This window comes from Vibrio cyclitrophicus, from assembly GCF_024347435.1.
In the GTDB taxonomy this organism is placed as follows: domain Bacteria; phylum Pseudomonadota; class Gammaproteobacteria; order Enterobacterales; family Vibrionaceae; genus Vibrio; species Vibrio cyclitrophicus.
Genome location: NZ_AP025480.1, coordinates 3,109,927 through 3,126,017 on the forward strand (window position 1 = coordinate 3,109,927; position 16,091 = coordinate 3,126,017).

The 16,091-nt window shown below is 44.4% G+C and carries 12 protein-coding genes and 1 pseudogene; 6 read left to right on the plus strand and 7 right to left on the minus strand.

From position 1 onward, the window contains the following. The first annotated feature begins 242 nt into the window (after positions 1-242). A complete protein-coding gene (locus OCW38_RS13660; RefSeq protein WP_241497556.1) occupies positions 243-491 on the plus strand; it encodes a hypothetical protein in 249 nt (82 codons plus the stop codon). Between the two features lie 8 nt (positions 492-499). Here OCW38_RS13660 and OCW38_RS13665 read toward each other — a convergent pair whose 3' ends face one another. The 4 genes from OCW38_RS13665 to tnpA form a co-directional block, all read right to left on the minus strand. After that, a complete protein-coding gene (locus OCW38_RS13665) occupies positions 500-2,245 on the minus strand; it encodes an EAL domain-containing protein (protein WP_261894477.1) in 1,746 nt (581 codons plus the stop codon). Between the two features lie 718 nt (positions 2,246-2,963). Next, positions 2,964-3,653, minus strand: a complete 690-nt coding sequence (locus tag OCW38_RS13670; protein ID WP_261894479.1) for a hypothetical protein — start codon at positions 3,651-3,653, stop codon at positions 2,964-2,966. Positions 3,654-3,673: 20 nt separating this feature from the next. Beyond that, positions 3,674-5,275, minus strand: a complete 1,602-nt coding sequence (locus tag OCW38_RS13675; protein WP_261894481.1) for a hypothetical protein — start codon at positions 5,273-5,275, stop codon at positions 3,674-3,676. Positions 5,276-5,518: 243 nt separating this feature from the next. Continuing rightward, entirely contained in the window at positions 5,519-5,947 is a 429-nt protein-coding gene (gene tnpA, locus OCW38_RS13680; protein WP_261894483.1) for an IS200/IS605 family transposase, read from the minus strand. 56 nt (positions 5,948-6,003) lie between these two features. On the opposite strand from tnpA, the gene OCW38_RS13685 reads away from it, so the two are divergent. The 3 genes from OCW38_RS13685 (at position 6,004) to OCW38_RS13695 (ending at position 9,934) form a co-directional block, all read left to right on the plus strand. After that, positions 6,004-7,146: a transposase gene (locus OCW38_RS13685; RefSeq protein WP_261894485.1), complete on the plus strand. Its 1,143-nt coding sequence runs from the start codon at positions 6,004-6,006 to the stop codon at positions 7,144-7,146. Positions 7,147-7,537: 391 nt separating this feature from the next. Continuing rightward, the gene (locus OCW38_RS13690) at positions 7,538-9,463 is read left to right on the plus strand and encodes an alkyl/aryl-sulfatase (RefSeq protein WP_391852435.1); all 1,926 of its coding nucleotides are present in this window, start codon (positions 7,538-7,540) and stop codon (positions 9,461-9,463) included. Between the two features lie 9 nt (positions 9,464-9,472). Next, complete coding sequence (locus OCW38_RS13695) at positions 9,473-9,934, plus strand: hypothetical protein (RefSeq protein ID WP_261894489.1); 462 nt, start codon at positions 9,473-9,475, stop codon at positions 9,932-9,934. Between the two features lie 728 nt (positions 9,935-10,662). Here OCW38_RS13695 and OCW38_RS13700 read toward each other — a convergent pair. Further along, positions 10,663-11,898, minus strand: a complete 1,236-nt coding sequence (locus tag OCW38_RS13700; RefSeq protein WP_261894491.1) for a GlyGly-CTERM sorting domain-containing protein — start codon at positions 11,896-11,898, stop codon at positions 10,663-10,665. 512 nt (positions 11,899-12,410) lie between these two features. Between OCW38_RS13700 and OCW38_RS23055 the strand changes: the two genes are divergently transcribed. Both OCW38_RS23055 and dhiA read left to right on the plus strand, forming a co-directional pair. After that, the gene (locus tag OCW38_RS23055; RefSeq protein WP_391852432.1) at positions 12,411-12,863 is read left to right on the plus strand and encodes an excisionase family DNA-binding protein; all 453 of its coding nucleotides are present in this window, start codon (positions 12,411-12,413) and stop codon (positions 12,861-12,863) included. 118 nt (positions 12,864-12,981) lie between these two features. Further along, positions 12,982-13,494 carry a type II toxin-antitoxin system antitoxin DhiA gene (gene dhiA, locus OCW38_RS13710; RefSeq protein WP_261894493.1) on the plus strand — a complete coding sequence of 171 codons (513 nt, stop codon included), beginning with the start codon at positions 12,982-12,984 and terminating at the stop codon, positions 13,492-13,494. Positions 13,495-13,609: 115 nt separating this feature from the next. Here dhiA and OCW38_RS13715 read toward each other — a convergent pair whose 3' ends face one another. Together OCW38_RS13715 and OCW38_RS22990 are read right to left on the minus strand one after the other, a co-directional pair. Continuing rightward, positions 13,610-14,965 carry a Fic family protein gene (locus OCW38_RS13715; RefSeq protein ID WP_065100529.1) on the minus strand — a complete coding sequence of 452 codons (1,356 nt, stop codon included), beginning with the start codon at positions 14,963-14,965 and terminating at the stop codon, positions 13,610-13,612. A gap of 683 nt (positions 14,966-15,648) precedes the next feature. Further along, a pseudogene (locus OCW38_RS22990) lies at positions 15,649-16,059 on the minus strand (hypothetical protein). Between the last annotated feature and the right edge of the window lie 32 nt (positions 16,060-16,091).

The following is a 16,091-nucleotide window of genomic DNA, read 5'->3' on the forward strand; positions in this document are numbered from 1 at the left end:
CATTCCCAAGCGCAGTATCTTTCACTCATAAAATAACGAATAGACGATCGAGACCACCGTCGTAAAGACAAAGACACACAGCCAAGAATCGGTTGAGCGTTTGTGAGGAGAGCGACCACTCGACAATATGGCGACAGTAGGAAGAATAACAACAAACAAAATGGGGCGAACGACAGAATAGGCTTGAACGTGAAAATTAAGATGAGATCAAGCCTGCTACAAAAGAACCAAACGCTGAAGAAATGGCACTGGCTAAGCTTGGTAGCCAAAAGCTGTCAGCCGTTATAGATATTAATGGTGAAGCTCAAAGGATTAATGTTGTCAATAAGTCTGGTGAGACTCACGAAGTAACGATTCCAGCAAGCGCATTCAATATGATGATCGAGGGGCTTACTCAATTAGGTCAAGGCAACGCTGTTAACCTCACATCTATTCATGCGGATCTCACAACGCAAGTCAGTATGACTCATTGCTTTCTAGCAAACGTCTAGAGATTGCGCTACAACTCTAGACGCTTTAGAAGGTAGTAGGCGATATCGGCTTCCGTAACCAAGCCTTTGTAGAGGTTCTTGGAGACTAAGACGATCGGTAAAGAAATGGCCCTCTCTTTAATCAGTGGAAACACCTCTGTAAGCATACTTTCAGTGTCCATGACCGTGAATTGAGTGTCCATCATACTGGTAACAGGCTTTTTCCAGATATTCGCTTCTTTCATCGTTTCATGTTCGGTTCCCATCGCAGGCGTCAAATGAAGATTAAGCTGCGATTTGTCCACTAACCCCACACATTCACCTTTGTTAATCACAGGGATAATGTTAATAGTGTCGGGCTTCAAATATTCATTGGCAAGAAAGAGGGGCTCTCCTGGATCTAAACGAGGTAGGCTTTTACTGGCAATATGGTACAAAGTAGTCGCTTCTTTATCCACATCTGAGCTATCCGTCATTCCATCGGTATGCAGTTGTCGAAGTATGATATCGACCTGTTTCTCTGTATCTTGCAGTTCGTTGTAATCAACAGGCTTGGCAAAAAGAGACCCTTGCATATAATCAACCCCCAGATGAGACAAAAAACGTGCCTCATCCGATGTTTCGATGCCTTCAGCAATCACCTGTACATCCAAGCGATGGCATAATCTGACTAGCAACTTAATGACTTGATAGTATTCGCCGCCTTTATTGCTGCGTTCAATCAGCTCACGGCTAACTCGGAGATATTTAAACTCTCCTTTATTGAGTAAGTCAGCCAACCGAAAACCTTTAGATAAATCATCCAACGCAAACTGAATGCCACGCTGGCGAAATCCAGGAAGAAGTGTTGCAAAGTCAAGAGTCTCTGCTGGGCTTTTAACTTCATTTATATCCATCATAATTTGCTGCAGTTCAATCTCCTCTTGCTTCGCCAGCACCACCATGCACTCCAACACTTCAGGCAAACTCTGTTGGGTATTCGGCGACAGATTGAGATTCAGAAAATTTCCGGACTTTTTCAATAGAAGTGAACATTGTGAAAATGCACTCTGATAAATGAGTAAATCCAAGTCTGATATCAGGCCTAAGTCCTCGGCTAGTCCTATCAATTCAGTGGTTGTAGCGTTAAGTGTCGAGTCTATATTAAAACGACAAAATGCTTCATATCCTACCACCTCCCAATCCAGGCAACTTATAATCGGCTGATACTGAACGCCCACCTCTCCTTTCTCGATAGCGTCACTCACAAGATCTTCTAGAAGCACATAGCGTTTAATCGTCAATTGCAAATCGGTGTCGTAAAACTGGATACGACTTTTATGCCCTGCTGGTTGAGCTAATGTAGCTTGAGATGCATGTACAACAGCCTTCTTAATAGACTGGGTGTCCATCCCCAACACAGACACGCCCACTTTCCCGGAAGTTAAATAGCGGTACATACGCTCATCAGAATGTTTTACTTCAGAGAAGAAATGACGAATGCTGAAATGAATCGCTCGGGCGTAGTTTTGACTCATGCAAATAGGCTCGCATAAGTACACCAAGAAAAAGCTTTGATTCAAGCGTCCTACAACCTGTGCGCTTTTAACGGTTTGCATGACTTTATGAAATGCGTCAAACACTCTGGGTTCAAGATTACTGGGTTTAATGGCAAGGACGATAGAAACATTCTGATAGCGTACGCTATGCTTTGTGGATTCGGCATTACAAATGAACATTTCTTGGTTCATCGTGAGTAAGCAATCGGTTTTAATTGACGTTGATTCACAAGCCATTAGTGACTCCTTAGTACTGAAATCTGCCGAGGATATCTAGGCGAACTGATGACGTAAAACTCACTCATGCCCCTTTGACGTCAGATCATATAAAGTTCACTCGTAAACCTACCGAGCAACATGACCTTGTGTTCAACGGTGCAGTGTCCACGTACACACACTCTGAATATCTGTTCGAATACTCAGCTAGATGATTATAGAGCATACAGAGAGCTACTTTTATATGACAGTATACGAATATATGACAGTATACGAACATCCTCTGTTCATAAACCAATTTCAAATGTAATAAGTGGTAACCGTGCACTTAGTCATAAACGACGTAGATGATCTGAAACGTGGCTTTACAGACCGCTCTCACTCTGGACTGCATCATACATTTCGAAACAACATTCCTATACTCTAGCCAAATGCTAAGTGTCGTGCTGATTAAACGATTGTCAAAAAGAATCCCCCTTAACTCGTTGAACATTTTGGAGTAAGCCTGAACACCGTAAATCTCATTTCAACGCGTAAGTCCCCCCACACAACCTGTGCATGATAGGTTCTCATAAACCAACAAAGTCAATGGCCATAAGCTTGAGTTAACAGTGCTCGAAAGGCTTATCTCCACCTGAAATTACGATTCATTTTTTAGACGCCAACCGTTAACAGAACAAAAAAACCGAGTGGTCAATGCCCACTCGGTTTTCATTGATTACTATTTCAAAGGTATCGATTACTCTCGAGTTAATATAACGACGCTATTCTCAACTTCGCGCATACTGCCATCAAGCTCATTAAAGTAGCTTAGGCCATACATAACACTACCGTCTCCTGATAGTTTAAGCTGCTCTGTATCATTGGGATCACCATCAAAGACAATGGTCACGATGCCGGTTGACTCATCGACACTCCAAGTGCTGCTTGTCGCCGTTTCATTCCAGCTGTCTTCATTGTATTCCATGTCGTTATCAAAGCTTGGGCATGGATCGACACTAAAGTTGTTACATGCCCCAACGAGCAGACCTTCGCTCTCTGACTCTTTGCCTATGTCATCAGCTATGGTCCCATCAGCCAAGAAAGTCATCGTTGTGCTGCCACCGCCTTTCAAGAAACGAACCGCGTATGGTGAGACGAACCCACTGCCTGAAGCGTGTTCAAAGTTTCCAGAATCTGAAGGGTCATCACCGAAGTAACCAAAATAGATAAATTGCCCTGAATAAGTGTTACCACTGATCATTTCAGCGAAAGTGGCATTGATGCCTAACCGTGCTTCCAGCTCTTCAATACGTTCTTCTAGCGCAGTAAAGTTGGCATTCATTTCCGATGCCACTATCGCATCACCTGCGGTAAAGGTATTCGGTACAGCGGCAGCCGGCAGTGTCAATCCAGCAGAGATAGCTGCAATAAGAATTTGCTTTTTCATAGTTTCGTCCTTAAATCGTTTTATTGGAAAGTGGCGCCACTATCCCAGTTGGAAGTATCCCAAACGCCGGTACCAGGCTCACCATTTGGTGTCGTATCAGCATTGTCACCTATACCGTCGTTATCACTATCCGCATGTTCTGTTGGGTCTTTAGGAAACGCATCCACGTCGTTTTCGTAACCATCGTTGTCAGTATCATTAGGATACTGATCATCAAGGTCGTCGATACCGTCATTGTCAAAATCACCGGCTTGGGTGTTGTCGTTCGGGTATTGGTCATCGACATCGTTGACACCATCATTGTCATCATCGAGATCCGCCACGTCACCGGTTCCATCTCCGTCGCTATCCGCATGTTCTGTTGGGTCTTGAGGAAACGCATCCACATCATTTTCGTAACCATCGTTGTCAGTATCATTTGGATACTGATCATCCAGATCGTCGATACCATCATTGTCAAAATCACCGGCTTGGGTGTTGTCGTTCGGGTATTGGTCATCGACATCGTTGACACCGTCGTTATCATCGTCGAGATCCGCTACGTCACCGGTACCATCTCCGTCGCTATCGGCATTCTCAGAAGGGTCTTGAGGGAATGCATCCACGTCGTTTTGATGGCCATCGTTATCGGTATCATTCGGAAATTGATCGTCTAATACGTCGATGCCGTCGTTATCAAAGTCACCCGCCCTATCATCTTGATAAGGGTAGAGATCGGTATCATCATCGATGCCATCGTTATCGTCGTCTGTATCGGCGACATCCCCTGTACCATCGTCATCAAAGTCGGCATATTCCTCAGAATCATTGGGGAACTTATCCAGATCATCTGGCACACCGTCACCGTCACTGTCCGTCACTCCAACGGGGGCATCAAGCGCCTCCCCCACGGTGTCAAAATCCATACTGCCGCTACTGGATTCAACTTGATCTATCTTTTTGTTGATCTCGGCGTTGACCACTTGGACGACTTTCACAAAAGAGGAGTTATTGCTGTCTTGCTCTAATATGTTGGCCAGTTCCGAACTGTCTTTGGGCAGAACCTGAGAGAGCACTAAGTTCTCAGCAGCGTAAGCGGCCGCCGTTTGATTGTCCGCAATGAAGTCACCTAATACATCATCGCTATCAATACCGAGCTGCTGCGCAACATCGGTTAACGCTTGTTGCTTTTTTTGCTCCAATTCAGCGGACGTTTCAGAGCCGGTGAGCGACTGCTCTAGCAGAACATTAACGAGAGTTGAAAGGGGCGTCACTTTGTCTTCACCGGGAGGCGCCGACATCACATAATCCGTAGTGACCAGACCTTGGTCCTCATCTTCGGTTTGACCGGCAATCGCCCGTACGATGACTGGGTAATCTTGAGGACTTGCCACACCGGTGACATCGAGCTCAGCGACGCCTCCGACTCCTGACGTGGCACTGGGCTCATCGGGATCTTTTGTGCTGTTTCTGTTGAGGTCAAGCCACACCTCGGCATTGCGTAAGTAGCCGTCAATAGCCGTTATGCTGTAGGTACTTGATTGTGGTGTCGTTTCTCCAGAGGCTCCTCCGGAGTCTTCACACCCAACAAGTACAAGCGAACTACTGAGACCAAGCGCGATGGCTATTTGGTTTCTTTTCATATCAGCGTTCCATGTTAAATGAAAATACAATCGTCGATAGATGCAACTAAGTGCAACCAAATAATCATAGTTTATAGTTTATAAATTTTCCTACTGATGAAATGGCCAGCTGAGTGGGAGTGAGAAAGTTATACCTATAGTCGTCAATAACCGTCGCCAATAACGGGGCACCTTAGCAATTTCGCCGTAAACCCTCGCCCGATGATGAGGGCGGGGATATAAGGCGTAAGACGCGATAGCGTCTTAATCTGGGGTGGACTGACTTTCCACATAAGCTTTTAATGTTTCAATAGTCGCACCGCCAGCAGTACAAGCAAAGTATGAACGAGACCATAGGGCGGAGGTTTTACTCTGCCTTGTAAGGTGTGTGTTTTGTCGTCGTAGCATACGAGATGAAACTGCTTTTAAGTTGTTAACCATTACGCTGATTGAAAGTTTTGGAGGGTATGAGATCAGTAAATGAACATGATCCTGTTCACCATCCATTTCTATCAATTCACATTCGAGTTTTACACACGCTGACTCAAAAGCTTCCCTTAACTGTTCGATCATAACTCCAGTAAACAACTTGCGTCTGTACTTCGTTGTAAATACCAGATGAACAACCAATTTGCTCACGCTGTGCCTTTTTCTGAGGTAGTCTTGAAGTAACTCTTTGTTGTGTGCACTCACTTTACAATATCCTCATAAGACAATAATATAAATGAATTATACATGTGAGCACTAAAATGTTAAGAGCAACAAAAATACGCATTTACCCAACGCAAGAACAAGCTGAGTTTTTAATCGCTCAGTTTGGCGCCGTGCGTTTTGCGTATAACAAAGCTCTGCATTTAAAATCGCACATGTACCGCAAGCATGGTGTCACACTGAATCCAAAAAAGGATATAAAACCACTGCTTGCCGTTGCCAAGAAATCCCGCAAATATCAATGGTTGAAGGAATATGATTCAATCGCCTTACAGCAATCAGTGATCAATCTTCACCAAGCCTTCGATAACTTCTTTAATCCGAAGTTGAAAGCCAAGTATCCACAATTCAAACGTAGACATGGCAAGCAGTCGAGCTATCACTGTGTGGGTGTAAAGGTACTTGATGGATCAATTAAGCTTCCCAAAATGAAACCTATCGAGGCGAATGTTCACCGTGAGATTGAAGGTGTGGTTAAAAGCATCACAGTGAGCCTGAGCAAGACAGGCAAGTTCTACGCATCAATCCTTGCGGATGATGGAGTAGAAGCCTTAACACCACTCCACACGGTAAGAACAGTGACAGGTGTCGATCTGGGATTGTCTCATTTTGCGATTGAGTCAAACGGCAGAAAGACAGCTAACCCAAGATTTGTAAAGCGTGCTGAGAAGAATCTCAAACGTAAACAGCGTCAGCTATCACGCAAGGCAAAAGGCAGTGCCAATCGTGCGAAAGCTCGAATACTTGTAGCTAAATGCCATGAAAAGGTAGCGAATGCTCGCGCTGATTTTCAACACAAACTCTCACGAACTCTCGTTGACGAAAACCAAGCGGTGATAGTTGAGACATTGAAATCAGCAAATATGATGAAAAGCCGCAAACTAGCGAAACATATCGCTGATGCCTCATGGCATAGCTTTGTTGCGAAACTGGAATACAAACTGAAAGAGCAAGGTAAGCACCTAGTAAAGCTAGACCAGTGGTACGCCAGTTCTAAGACATGCCACTGTTGCGGTCATAAAATGGAAGACATGCCCTTATCGGTTCGCAAATGGGATTGCCCATCTTGCGGTACAACGGATATTGATCGCGACTTAAATGCCGCCCTCAATATTCGTGATAAAGGCATTCTAGAATTAAAGGCGGCTGGACGGTCGTTTCTGCTTATGGAAGCTGCGTAAGTCTCGATACTATCGAGCAACGGCTAACGAAATAAGAAGCATCGCCTGATAAGGCGGTGAGAAGTCACCGGGTTAAGAAACTCGATAAAGTCAGGAGTCATCTATAGTCAAAGCGATATAGAGGCAGGAGCAGAAACCCGCCTAAATGGACTGAAGCACTCCCCCGGATAATCACCTCATTCCTGAGACACGGATCGATAAATCCACATTTTAGTCTATGGTTATAAATTATAAATTGTGATTCAGTTCATAAAATATGCATATGATGACCTTATCTCAGGCTTATTCGTTAACTTTTCAAAGAATGACACCATTACATCGCTTACTTTTAGAGAGCAGCTTTTATACAAGGAGAAATAGCATGCGACAAATAGGAACGTTGGGATTGGCTATGTTAGTGGTGCTAAGTGCTAACGCATCCGCCCCTAAAGACGCAACGAAAACCACTATCAGTGTCAATAACCAAGTCAAAGAAGACTTACCGTTCAGCGATAAGAAAGACTTTGAAAACGCTCAAAAAGGTTTTATTGCCAAGCAAGATGTTGTCACGATTAAAAATGACAAGGGGGATGTGGTTTGGGATCTTGAAGCGTATAAAAAATACATCCGTTTAGATACGCCTTCTCCAGACACCGTTAACCCAAGCTTATGGCGTAACGCTCAACTCAACATGATCAATGGCCTATTTGAAGTGACTGATGGTATCTATCAGGTTCGCGGCTACGATTTATCTAACATCACGTTTATTAAAGGCGATAAAGGGTGGATCGTATTTGATCCGCTCATCTCTCAGGAAACAGCGAAAGCGGCACTGGATTTTATTAACAAAGAGTTAGGTGAAAGACCCGTGACTGGTGTTTTCTACAGCCACAGTCACATTGACCACTTTGGAGGTGTGCGAGGCATCGTCGATGAAAAAGACGTGATTTCAGGTAAAGTTCCTATCGTCGCCTCCCAAGGCTTTACCGAACATGCCGTGTCTGAAAACGTCATCGCGGGGAACGCCATGGGACGACGAGCGGTATACATGTACGGCGCTCTTCTACCCAAAAATGAAAAAGGCGGTGTCAACGGCGGTTTGGGTCAAACAACATCCACCGGCGTTGCGACGATGATCAAGCCAACCGATATCATCCAGAAAACGGGTGAAGAACGTACCATTGACGGTATTAAAATGGTTTTCCAATATACACCAGGTACTGAAGCGCCAACCGAAATGAACATTTGGTTCCCGGAAAAGAAAGCACTTTGGATGGCGGAAAATACCACCAATACAATGCATAATATCTTAACCCTTCGAGGCGCGCAGGTTCGTGACGCATTGAAATGGTCCAGCTACCTACAAGAAACCATTGATATGTGGGGCGATGAAGTCCAGGTGAAATTCCAAAGCCACCACTGGCCAATGTGGGGGCAAGAAGACATCGCCAAATACTTCAAAAAACAACGTGATATGTATAAATACACGCACGACCAAACCGTTCGCTTGATGAACCAGGGGTATATTGGCTCAGAAATTTCAGAGATGATCGAGTTTCCGGACGAGATTGCTAACACCTGGAGCTCTAGAGGCTACTACGGCACTTTACGCCATAACAGCCGAGCCGTTTATCAGCGCTACATGGGTTGGTACAACGGTAACCCATCGGATCTCAACAACCTACCACCCGCGGATGCCGCCATTAAATATGTTGAATACATGGGCGGCGAACAAGCAGCCATCAAGAAGGCACAAGCTGACTTTGATAAAGGTCATTATCGCTGGGTGGCCGAAGTCCTAAAACATGTTGTTTTCGCTAACCCTGATAGTGAGAAAGGGAAAAACCTATTAGCGGATGCCTATGAACAAATGGGCTACCAAGCGGAGTCTGGACCTTGGCGTTCGGTTTATCTGCAAGGCGCTCTTGAGTTGAGAAACGGCACCCCGAGTGCGGGCGGGACGAATGTGGCTTCTCCTGACATCATTAAAAATATGCCACCAGAGATGTTGTTCGACTACTTAGCCGTTCGTATCCTACCAGAAAAAGCGGCAGGGAAAGCCTTTGTCATGAACCTGGACTTTACCGACCTTGATGAAAAGTACTCGTTATATGTCGAGAACTCCGTCCTTAACCATACAACAAAGCTCGCTGAACAACCTGACGTATCCTTAGTCCTGACCAAAGCAACATTGGATGACGTTCAACTTGGGAACATCACCTTAGAGAAAGCCATTGCAGACGGTCAAATTAATCTAGAGGGCGATCCACAAGTATTGAAAGACTTCGTGGGCATGCTGGATAACTTTAACTTTTGGTTCAATATTGTGACCCCTTAAGGAGGAATGATGAAGAAGTGTCTAACAACGGCCATCGCTTCTGGGGTTATCGCATTAGCCAGCCCAATAACATGGGCTTGCTCTTATGATGGGTTGTTTACCAACCCATTTAGCGAGAGCTACCCTGGAGCACTGGATGTGTCCATTGCCACTCAGTTGGCTATCCGCTCTCAATCTATGCCACCACTCGAGTCCATAGAAGGCCAAGCGGGGCTAAGAAGAACCCGTTGGTGGTTAAATTTGATGACCAAAAACAACCCTGACTTGCCTAAAGGCGCGTATGTCTATGTGGTTGATCGCCAGTTATGGTCACGCACCAGTCAGACCGGCAACTCGATCGAAGTTCACGTCTCACCACCGAGTCAAAACGAACAGGTATTGCAACTGTCTGAAGCCGCTTTGCAAGGTTTAATATCCAACCAGATCACGATCGAGCAAGCTCGCGAACTTGGGGTGTTGATTGAGACCTGATAAATACCGCTAAATCACTTTGGTATTTGTGAAATGGCATATAAGACACCGGCTTTCATCGCTCGCAGGAAAGCCGGTGTCTTTTTTATGTTCGCTTCAGCCGTTCTTTTTCGATAACCCTTGTGCTCCATAGCCCACTCTTAACGAAGGCTCATAGCGCCTTAGGGCTATTTTACACGCCCCTAAAACCCATTTAAAATCAAAGCCTTGCAGAGGCGACCGTTTCCCCCTGAGACACAATCGTGGCCATTGAAGGCCCTTTGAGACAGTGTGCATCGCAGTGAACATGACGACCTGCTTGTACCGACGCAATAAAAAAGGCGCTCAATGAGAGCCCCAAGTACGCCCCTTGCATCGTTCCTTTTTCGTTTGATATTCGATATGAAGTGACACCTTATATGGGCGAAAACAGGGGACATTTAGCCTACTCTTGGGCAGCGTCGTCACTGGATAGATGGCTTATGCCCCTAGAACATATAGAGCGATCCAAGTTCAAACCCTCTGATGCTCTCAGCAATATCGATAGCTTACGCACGACAAGCTTCATGAATCGGAACACGGCAAAGCGTAACCACTTCAGCGTATAACGCACCTTACATGGGTCACATACGTTCATCATAGTGATAAATAACTGAAAATATATTCGAAACCGCCGTCGGTGAGTCAAGTATGTACGGTGGTGTCAAGGACGGAGGCCATGAGGCCTCCTCCTACTCGATGAGTTTGTACTATTGAGTGATTTTTCGAAAAACGGCAAGACCCGTTAAAACAAACAAGCCCCACAGTGGCATACTGCCACCCCCACTACCGCCGCCATTGCTTGAGCCTGTATCTACTGGCACATCTGGCACATCTGGCACATCTGGCACATCAACAGGCGCAGTCCAATCCGTTGCCAATGCCATAATGTCGAGCGTAGAGCCTGAAATTTCACTCTCACCCACTGCTACCGCATAAACGCTGTTCACATGGTCATTCGCTTGGTTGAAGATAGGATAAACATCGTCAAATGAAAGCGCCACAACTTGTGATTCTGTTTCACCTTGAGCAAAGGTCACATTAATGGTGTTAAGGTGATTATCCGCTGCGGTGGCGTGTCCACCGGCAACATACAGTTTCATGGTTTCAGCGAGTGTCGCATCGTGACGCGTCACGGTAATGTCAAATGAACGCGAATTAAGATTTTCTACGGCGCTCATCGTCAATGTCTGGTCATTAATCTCCGTTGGAGCGTATTGAGCCGCCATCGGTGCGTAGTGGTTCACAAACGCGACATTGTCTCCACTGTCATCTTGGCAGGTTGGAGAGCCGCTAATGGTGACGTCGGCAAACGGTGTGAATGCACCATGAGCGTGGAGAAGCGAGTTAACCCCACTAGCACAAGTTACGCCGTGACCGTCTGAACGATACGTGCCATTTTCAGACCAATCCCAAGCCTGTGCTTTGTCGTGCTCCCCACCCATCGTGTGAAACAGCTCGTGCGCGAACATGTATTGAAATCCATTACTTGAATCACGCCCCATCATGTAGCCTGCGCCCATCGCCATCTTTTCTGTGCGATTCGGCCAGTCAATATAATTTGATGCGTTTACGCTATGCACAACAGCCAGTCCTATGTGGTCGGCTTGAAAAAGCCCCACTGCCACATCCCCGACATCGGTTACAGCGTCAACCGACGTATTATAATTTATCAAACTAATGCCATTCGAAATGGTTTCACTTGCGCCCCATTCGTTCGTGGCTTGAATTGAGGTCGGCTTAACGACTAGGTCAACGCCATCACGAGCAAAGAGCGCATTACCCAATTCAATCGAACGGTAGAAACCTACAATCTCAACGGGCAAGTTAAGGCTTGAGTCTGTCTCATACTCTTGCGGATAAAATAGGCTCACTTCGAGTGTGCTGGTGGCTGCTGCGCTTTGCGCGGCCACCAATGCAAGACTAAGGGCGAATGTTTTGTTCATTATCAGATAAATCCTTTATATATCGTCAGTTAGATAGATAGCCAATCGAATGTAACGCCATAAAAAATAACATAAAATCTAAATGATCAGGCGTGTATGGCTCTTGTTATGTTAAACCTGTGAGCTAGCTACCAAAACAGCCCTGAACGCACATCTAGCGTACATAGCGAAGATTTCAGATACTTGGTCAAGAAAATGCATGGGCAGCATTTAACACTTTTAGAGCGATATCTAAGATAGAATGTGCCACGGGTAGGAGTTCAGTCTGTGAAGTTATTGTTGAGTCGACGACATTGACGCACTCGTGGTTAGTTTTACTCATCCACGACATATCGAAGTCCTATGATTAAAGAGAGTTAAGCATGCATTGATAGACATTAAACTAAGCCGACTACGAACACTAAGTCCAACGATAATGTGACACTCTCTTGTTTTCGAATATTTCGAATAATCTCATGGTATGCAGATTTGTATACCATGACATCAGAAACTAAAAACGAGAGAGAAACACAATGAATACTGCTACAAAATTGCCAAGCGCTGAAGAAATGGCACTGGCTAAGCTTGGTAGCCAAGAGTTGTCAGCCGTTATAGAAATTAATGGTGAGGCTCAAAGGATTAATGTTGTCGATAAGTCTGGTAAGACTCACGAAATCACTATTCCAGCAAGCGCATTAAATATGATGATCGAGGTGCTGACTCAATTAGGTCAAGGCAACTCTGTTAGCATCACACCTATTCATGCGGAACTCACAACGCAAGAAGGTGCTGATATGCTAAACATGTCTCGTCCTACTTTCATTAAGCTTCTGGATTCTGGTGATATTCCGTTTAGTCGTACTGGCAACCGTAGAAAGGTCGCTTATGCTGATCTTATGGAGTACAAGCACCGCCTAGAAGAGGACAGACTAACTGCTCTTGCTGAACTATCGGCATTAGACCAAGAAATGGATATGGGATATTAATGGCCAAACAAGCAACGAAAACGAGCAGAATCACACATTGAAAACAATCGAGAAAAACGGATGACCATGTGGAAAAAAGCAGTTGCTGGTATTAACCCAGGTAAATTATAGGTGACGTATGTTAAAAGTAATTGATGTTGATTTGGTCGCTGATTTTACGCTTGAGCTTACTTTTAGTGACGGCTATATCGGTGAAGCAAACTTAACTGAGTATTTTCAAAAAGAAGCATTTAGCCATGTACCTGATTTTAAAAAGTTTGCATTAAAGGCTGACGGCTCCCTTGATTGGAGTGGTGTTGAACTATCAGCGGCAACGTTAAAGGAAATCACGGTTGGCCGTTATACTGAATCGGATTTAACGCCTTTTGACGTTAAAGAAATGGAAAGAGTAATCAAGCCGGCATCATGGGATTCAATGCAAGAAGGTCGAGCTGACATTTTGCAAGCGGCCATCCGCTCTTATGTCGAGCAATTTGGTCACAATGCTGTCATTGAGCGCGCAGGTATTAGAAGTAGAACGAGTGCTTATCGTTCATTAAAACCTGAAACAACACCCAGTTTTGGCACTTTGGTTCAATTAGGCCATGCCGTTATTGAATTAGCCAAAGATAGAGTGCCTACTTATTTGTAGGCCTTTTTACTTTGTCCGTCTAAATATTGATAAGTGTTGCGGTCCAAAAATGCAACAAAACTCAAGCTCTTCTACCTCGCCCCCCCCTCGTCCGAGCGGGTGGTGACAGTCTTTTCTATCCGTGTAATTGGTGCCACTTTTCGAGCTGAGACGGTCTTAGGCCATATCGTACCAAGACCCCTTCGTGAATTCGTCTTATCTCTTCTAATGCAAGGGCGCTAATGTTTTGCCTATCCGTTTCTTGCTCGTTGCTTATCAGTAATTCTATGATATCCAGGGGCTGTGACTCTGGTGTCAGTATGACTTGTTTAACTATCTCCTTTATCTTCGCTCGATATTGCAGGCGTTGCTGATCAGGTTTTACTAACTCTTGTTTCACAGCTAGGTATTCTTTTGTTGAACGCTCGTACGCCCATAAATACAGATCACGAAGAAGCTCGATTCTATTCATTTCATACACACCAAGCACCGCTTTGCTGTAGGCTTTTTCGGGGACATCTAGGAACGTAAGAGGACATACGTTAGCTTTAAGCAACGGGATATTCGCAGCCAAACGAGAGGTGCGCTTATTAATGTCAGCGAAGGGTTGTAAGTAAGGTAAATGCACCATGATAAAAAATGATTGCTCAAATGGATCGAGGATTTGATTCGCTTTATTAAGAATCGACTCCAGTTGGATAAAAAGTACCTCTTCGGATGACATTGGCTTATAAACGCTGCCCCCTATCTCGACCACATGACTACGCACTCGCCCTTCATCAAACGGGTTGGCTAATAAGTTTTCGGAAAGCGCACTGTGCAAATTCAATATAGTGAAACGATTGAACTCAACGGAATCGACATTATCAATCAACAATTCAATCGCTGATTTATGATTTAAAATCATCTGTGTTTCGATGATGTCTTTTCCTTGTGCAAACTGACCATGCTCAATTAACTCTACCGTGTCTAGTCGACTATAAGTATTCCCTTCAAGGTGGCTGGATGCCCAAGATAAGTCGATTAATAAACGATTGTAAATATCTCTTCCATACGTGCCCGCAGGCTGTGTCGCATAGATGGTTTTTCCCATACGGTGTAACTGACGACGAATAGGTTCAGAAAGGTAGTAAGTTTTATTTGGGGAGTACTCATCTAAAAAATCACGTGAATAACCAACAGGATCACGCTCAAAAATAGGCTTACTTAGATAATTAAGAATGTCATAACTGTCAGGTGAAAGTGGGATCGATTTAGGAAAGTCATTGTGCTCGTTATGGCTAGAATTGGATATAGCTTCTCTAACGAGGCTCGCAATGTATTGACGAGAACGACCGTTACCAATGGCTTCTATCTGTTTATCTTCAATCAGCTTGTTAAGCCAGCGCTGAAGCGTACGACGAATTAATTCAGGATGATCCATAATAATGTCTGAAATGGACACAGGGCGACACTGTTGCTCGATATAACGTTGGATTTCAAACCTATTCATGACAAATACCCTTTTAATTGTGACACCTTCGTTGACTTGAGTGTCACAATTATGGCGTAATTATCATTTAGTGACAACTATAGTGTCACAGTAAAGATGGGCTTATCCAGATCGTATGTCCGAACAAAGATGGATCTGTTGTCTCAATACTGGACACCAAGTTAAGTGACTTCCCATACTTTTGGTTATTCATAAATGGCTAATTTAGGGGAAGCAGTAATACGGCCTTATCACTGCTCACTTATCACCAACTTGTCATTCTCACCTGCCCTTACTTTCGACCTATTCGACACTCATCTTCTTTAAAACCAACATCGAACCACAAATGCATTCGACGGAAGGACGGCGCCAAACACCATCAGGCAAACAACTCAGACTGTAGTGGGTTAGCAGATTTGGTCACATAGTTAGAGCTACAAGTAGGTCAAAATTAGCGACTGCATTCTGTGATAGCTAGCTGCCGATACAGGATAGGGCATTTTTGATTTAGACTGATTTGTGTAATAAGCTGTTAAAAAATTGTAGCGAGTGGGAATGGCTGAAAATATAAAATTTGCAGCGACTGAGGTTTTCATCGAAACCCTAGCAATCGATGTTAGAAAAAGAGGTATCCAAGCGTTACCCCCGCAACTATTATGATGATACTGGTTAATGCCATATTGTTGTCAACCCATTCATCAAGCTTACTCATTCGAAGCTCCTCTTTCTTTTCTAATTAAGTCAAAACCATGTTCAATACCATGAGTGACTTCACGTAAGAGTATCTTATTTGGTGAGTTCAAATTAGCAATAACCCGACCAATTTCATTGCCCAAGTCACAAAGTTCAATATCACTATCACTATCACTATCAGGAAGGCTATCAAGTGCTAACTTTAGGTTTGAAAGAAAAATATCAAGGTTCACCAAATCTGAACTAAACTCATCGAAAGCCTCCGTTCGGTTAGTCATGACATTATCTGTAATTCGTTCTGCCTAGTCAGTGAAAGACATCCAATCAGGCTTTTTTTCGGTCTTTGCGAGTAAATCACAGTGGGCATTATAAGGAGTCATCCCCTCGACCAGTTCTTTTTCAGACAACCATTTTTTGCTCATAGCTCACCTTTCCATTCAATGTTTCAAATCAT

Bases quoted from the DNA above. Each gene is read 5' to 3' on its own strand.
- OCW38_RS13715 (WP_065100529.1), bottom strand. From the start codon at position 14,965: ATGAATAGGTTTGAAATCCAACGTTATATCGAGCAACAGTGTCGCCCT.
- OCW38_RS13670 (WP_261894479.1), bottom strand. From the start codon at position 3,653: ATGAAAAAGCAAATTCTTATTGCAGCTATCTCTGCTGGATTGACACTG.
- OCW38_RS13685 (WP_261894485.1), top strand. From the start codon at position 6,004: ATGTTAAGAGCAACAAAAATACGCATTTACCCAACGCAAGAACAAGCT.
- OCW38_RS13695 (WP_261894489.1), top strand. From the start codon at position 9,473: ATGAAGAAGTGTCTAACAACGGCCATCGCTTCTGGGGTTATCGCATTA.
- OCW38_RS13675 (WP_261894481.1), bottom strand. From the start codon at position 5,275: ATGAAAAGAAACCAAATAGCCATCGCGCTTGGTCTCAGTAGTTCGCTT.
- OCW38_RS23055 (WP_391852432.1), top strand. From the start codon at position 12,411: ATGAATACTGCTACAAAATTGCCAAGCGCTGAAGAAATGGCACTGGCT.
- OCW38_RS13700 (WP_261894491.1), bottom strand. From the start codon at position 11,898: ATGAACAAAACATTCGCCCTTAGTCTTGCATTGGTGGCCGCGCAAAGC.
- OCW38_RS13665 (WP_261894477.1), bottom strand. From the start codon at position 2,245: ATGGCTTGTGAATCAACGTCAATTAAAACCGATTGCTTACTCACGATG.
- OCW38_RS13660 (WP_241497556.1), top strand. From the start codon at position 243: ATGGCACTGGCTAAGCTTGGTAGCCAAAAGCTGTCAGCCGTTATAGAT.
- dhiA (WP_261894493.1), top strand. From the start codon at position 12,982: ATGTTAAAAGTAATTGATGTTGATTTGGTCGCTGATTTTACGCTTGAG.
- OCW38_RS13690 (WP_391852435.1), top strand. From the start codon at position 7,538: ATGTTAGTGGTGCTAAGTGCTAACGCATCCGCCCCTAAAGACGCAACG.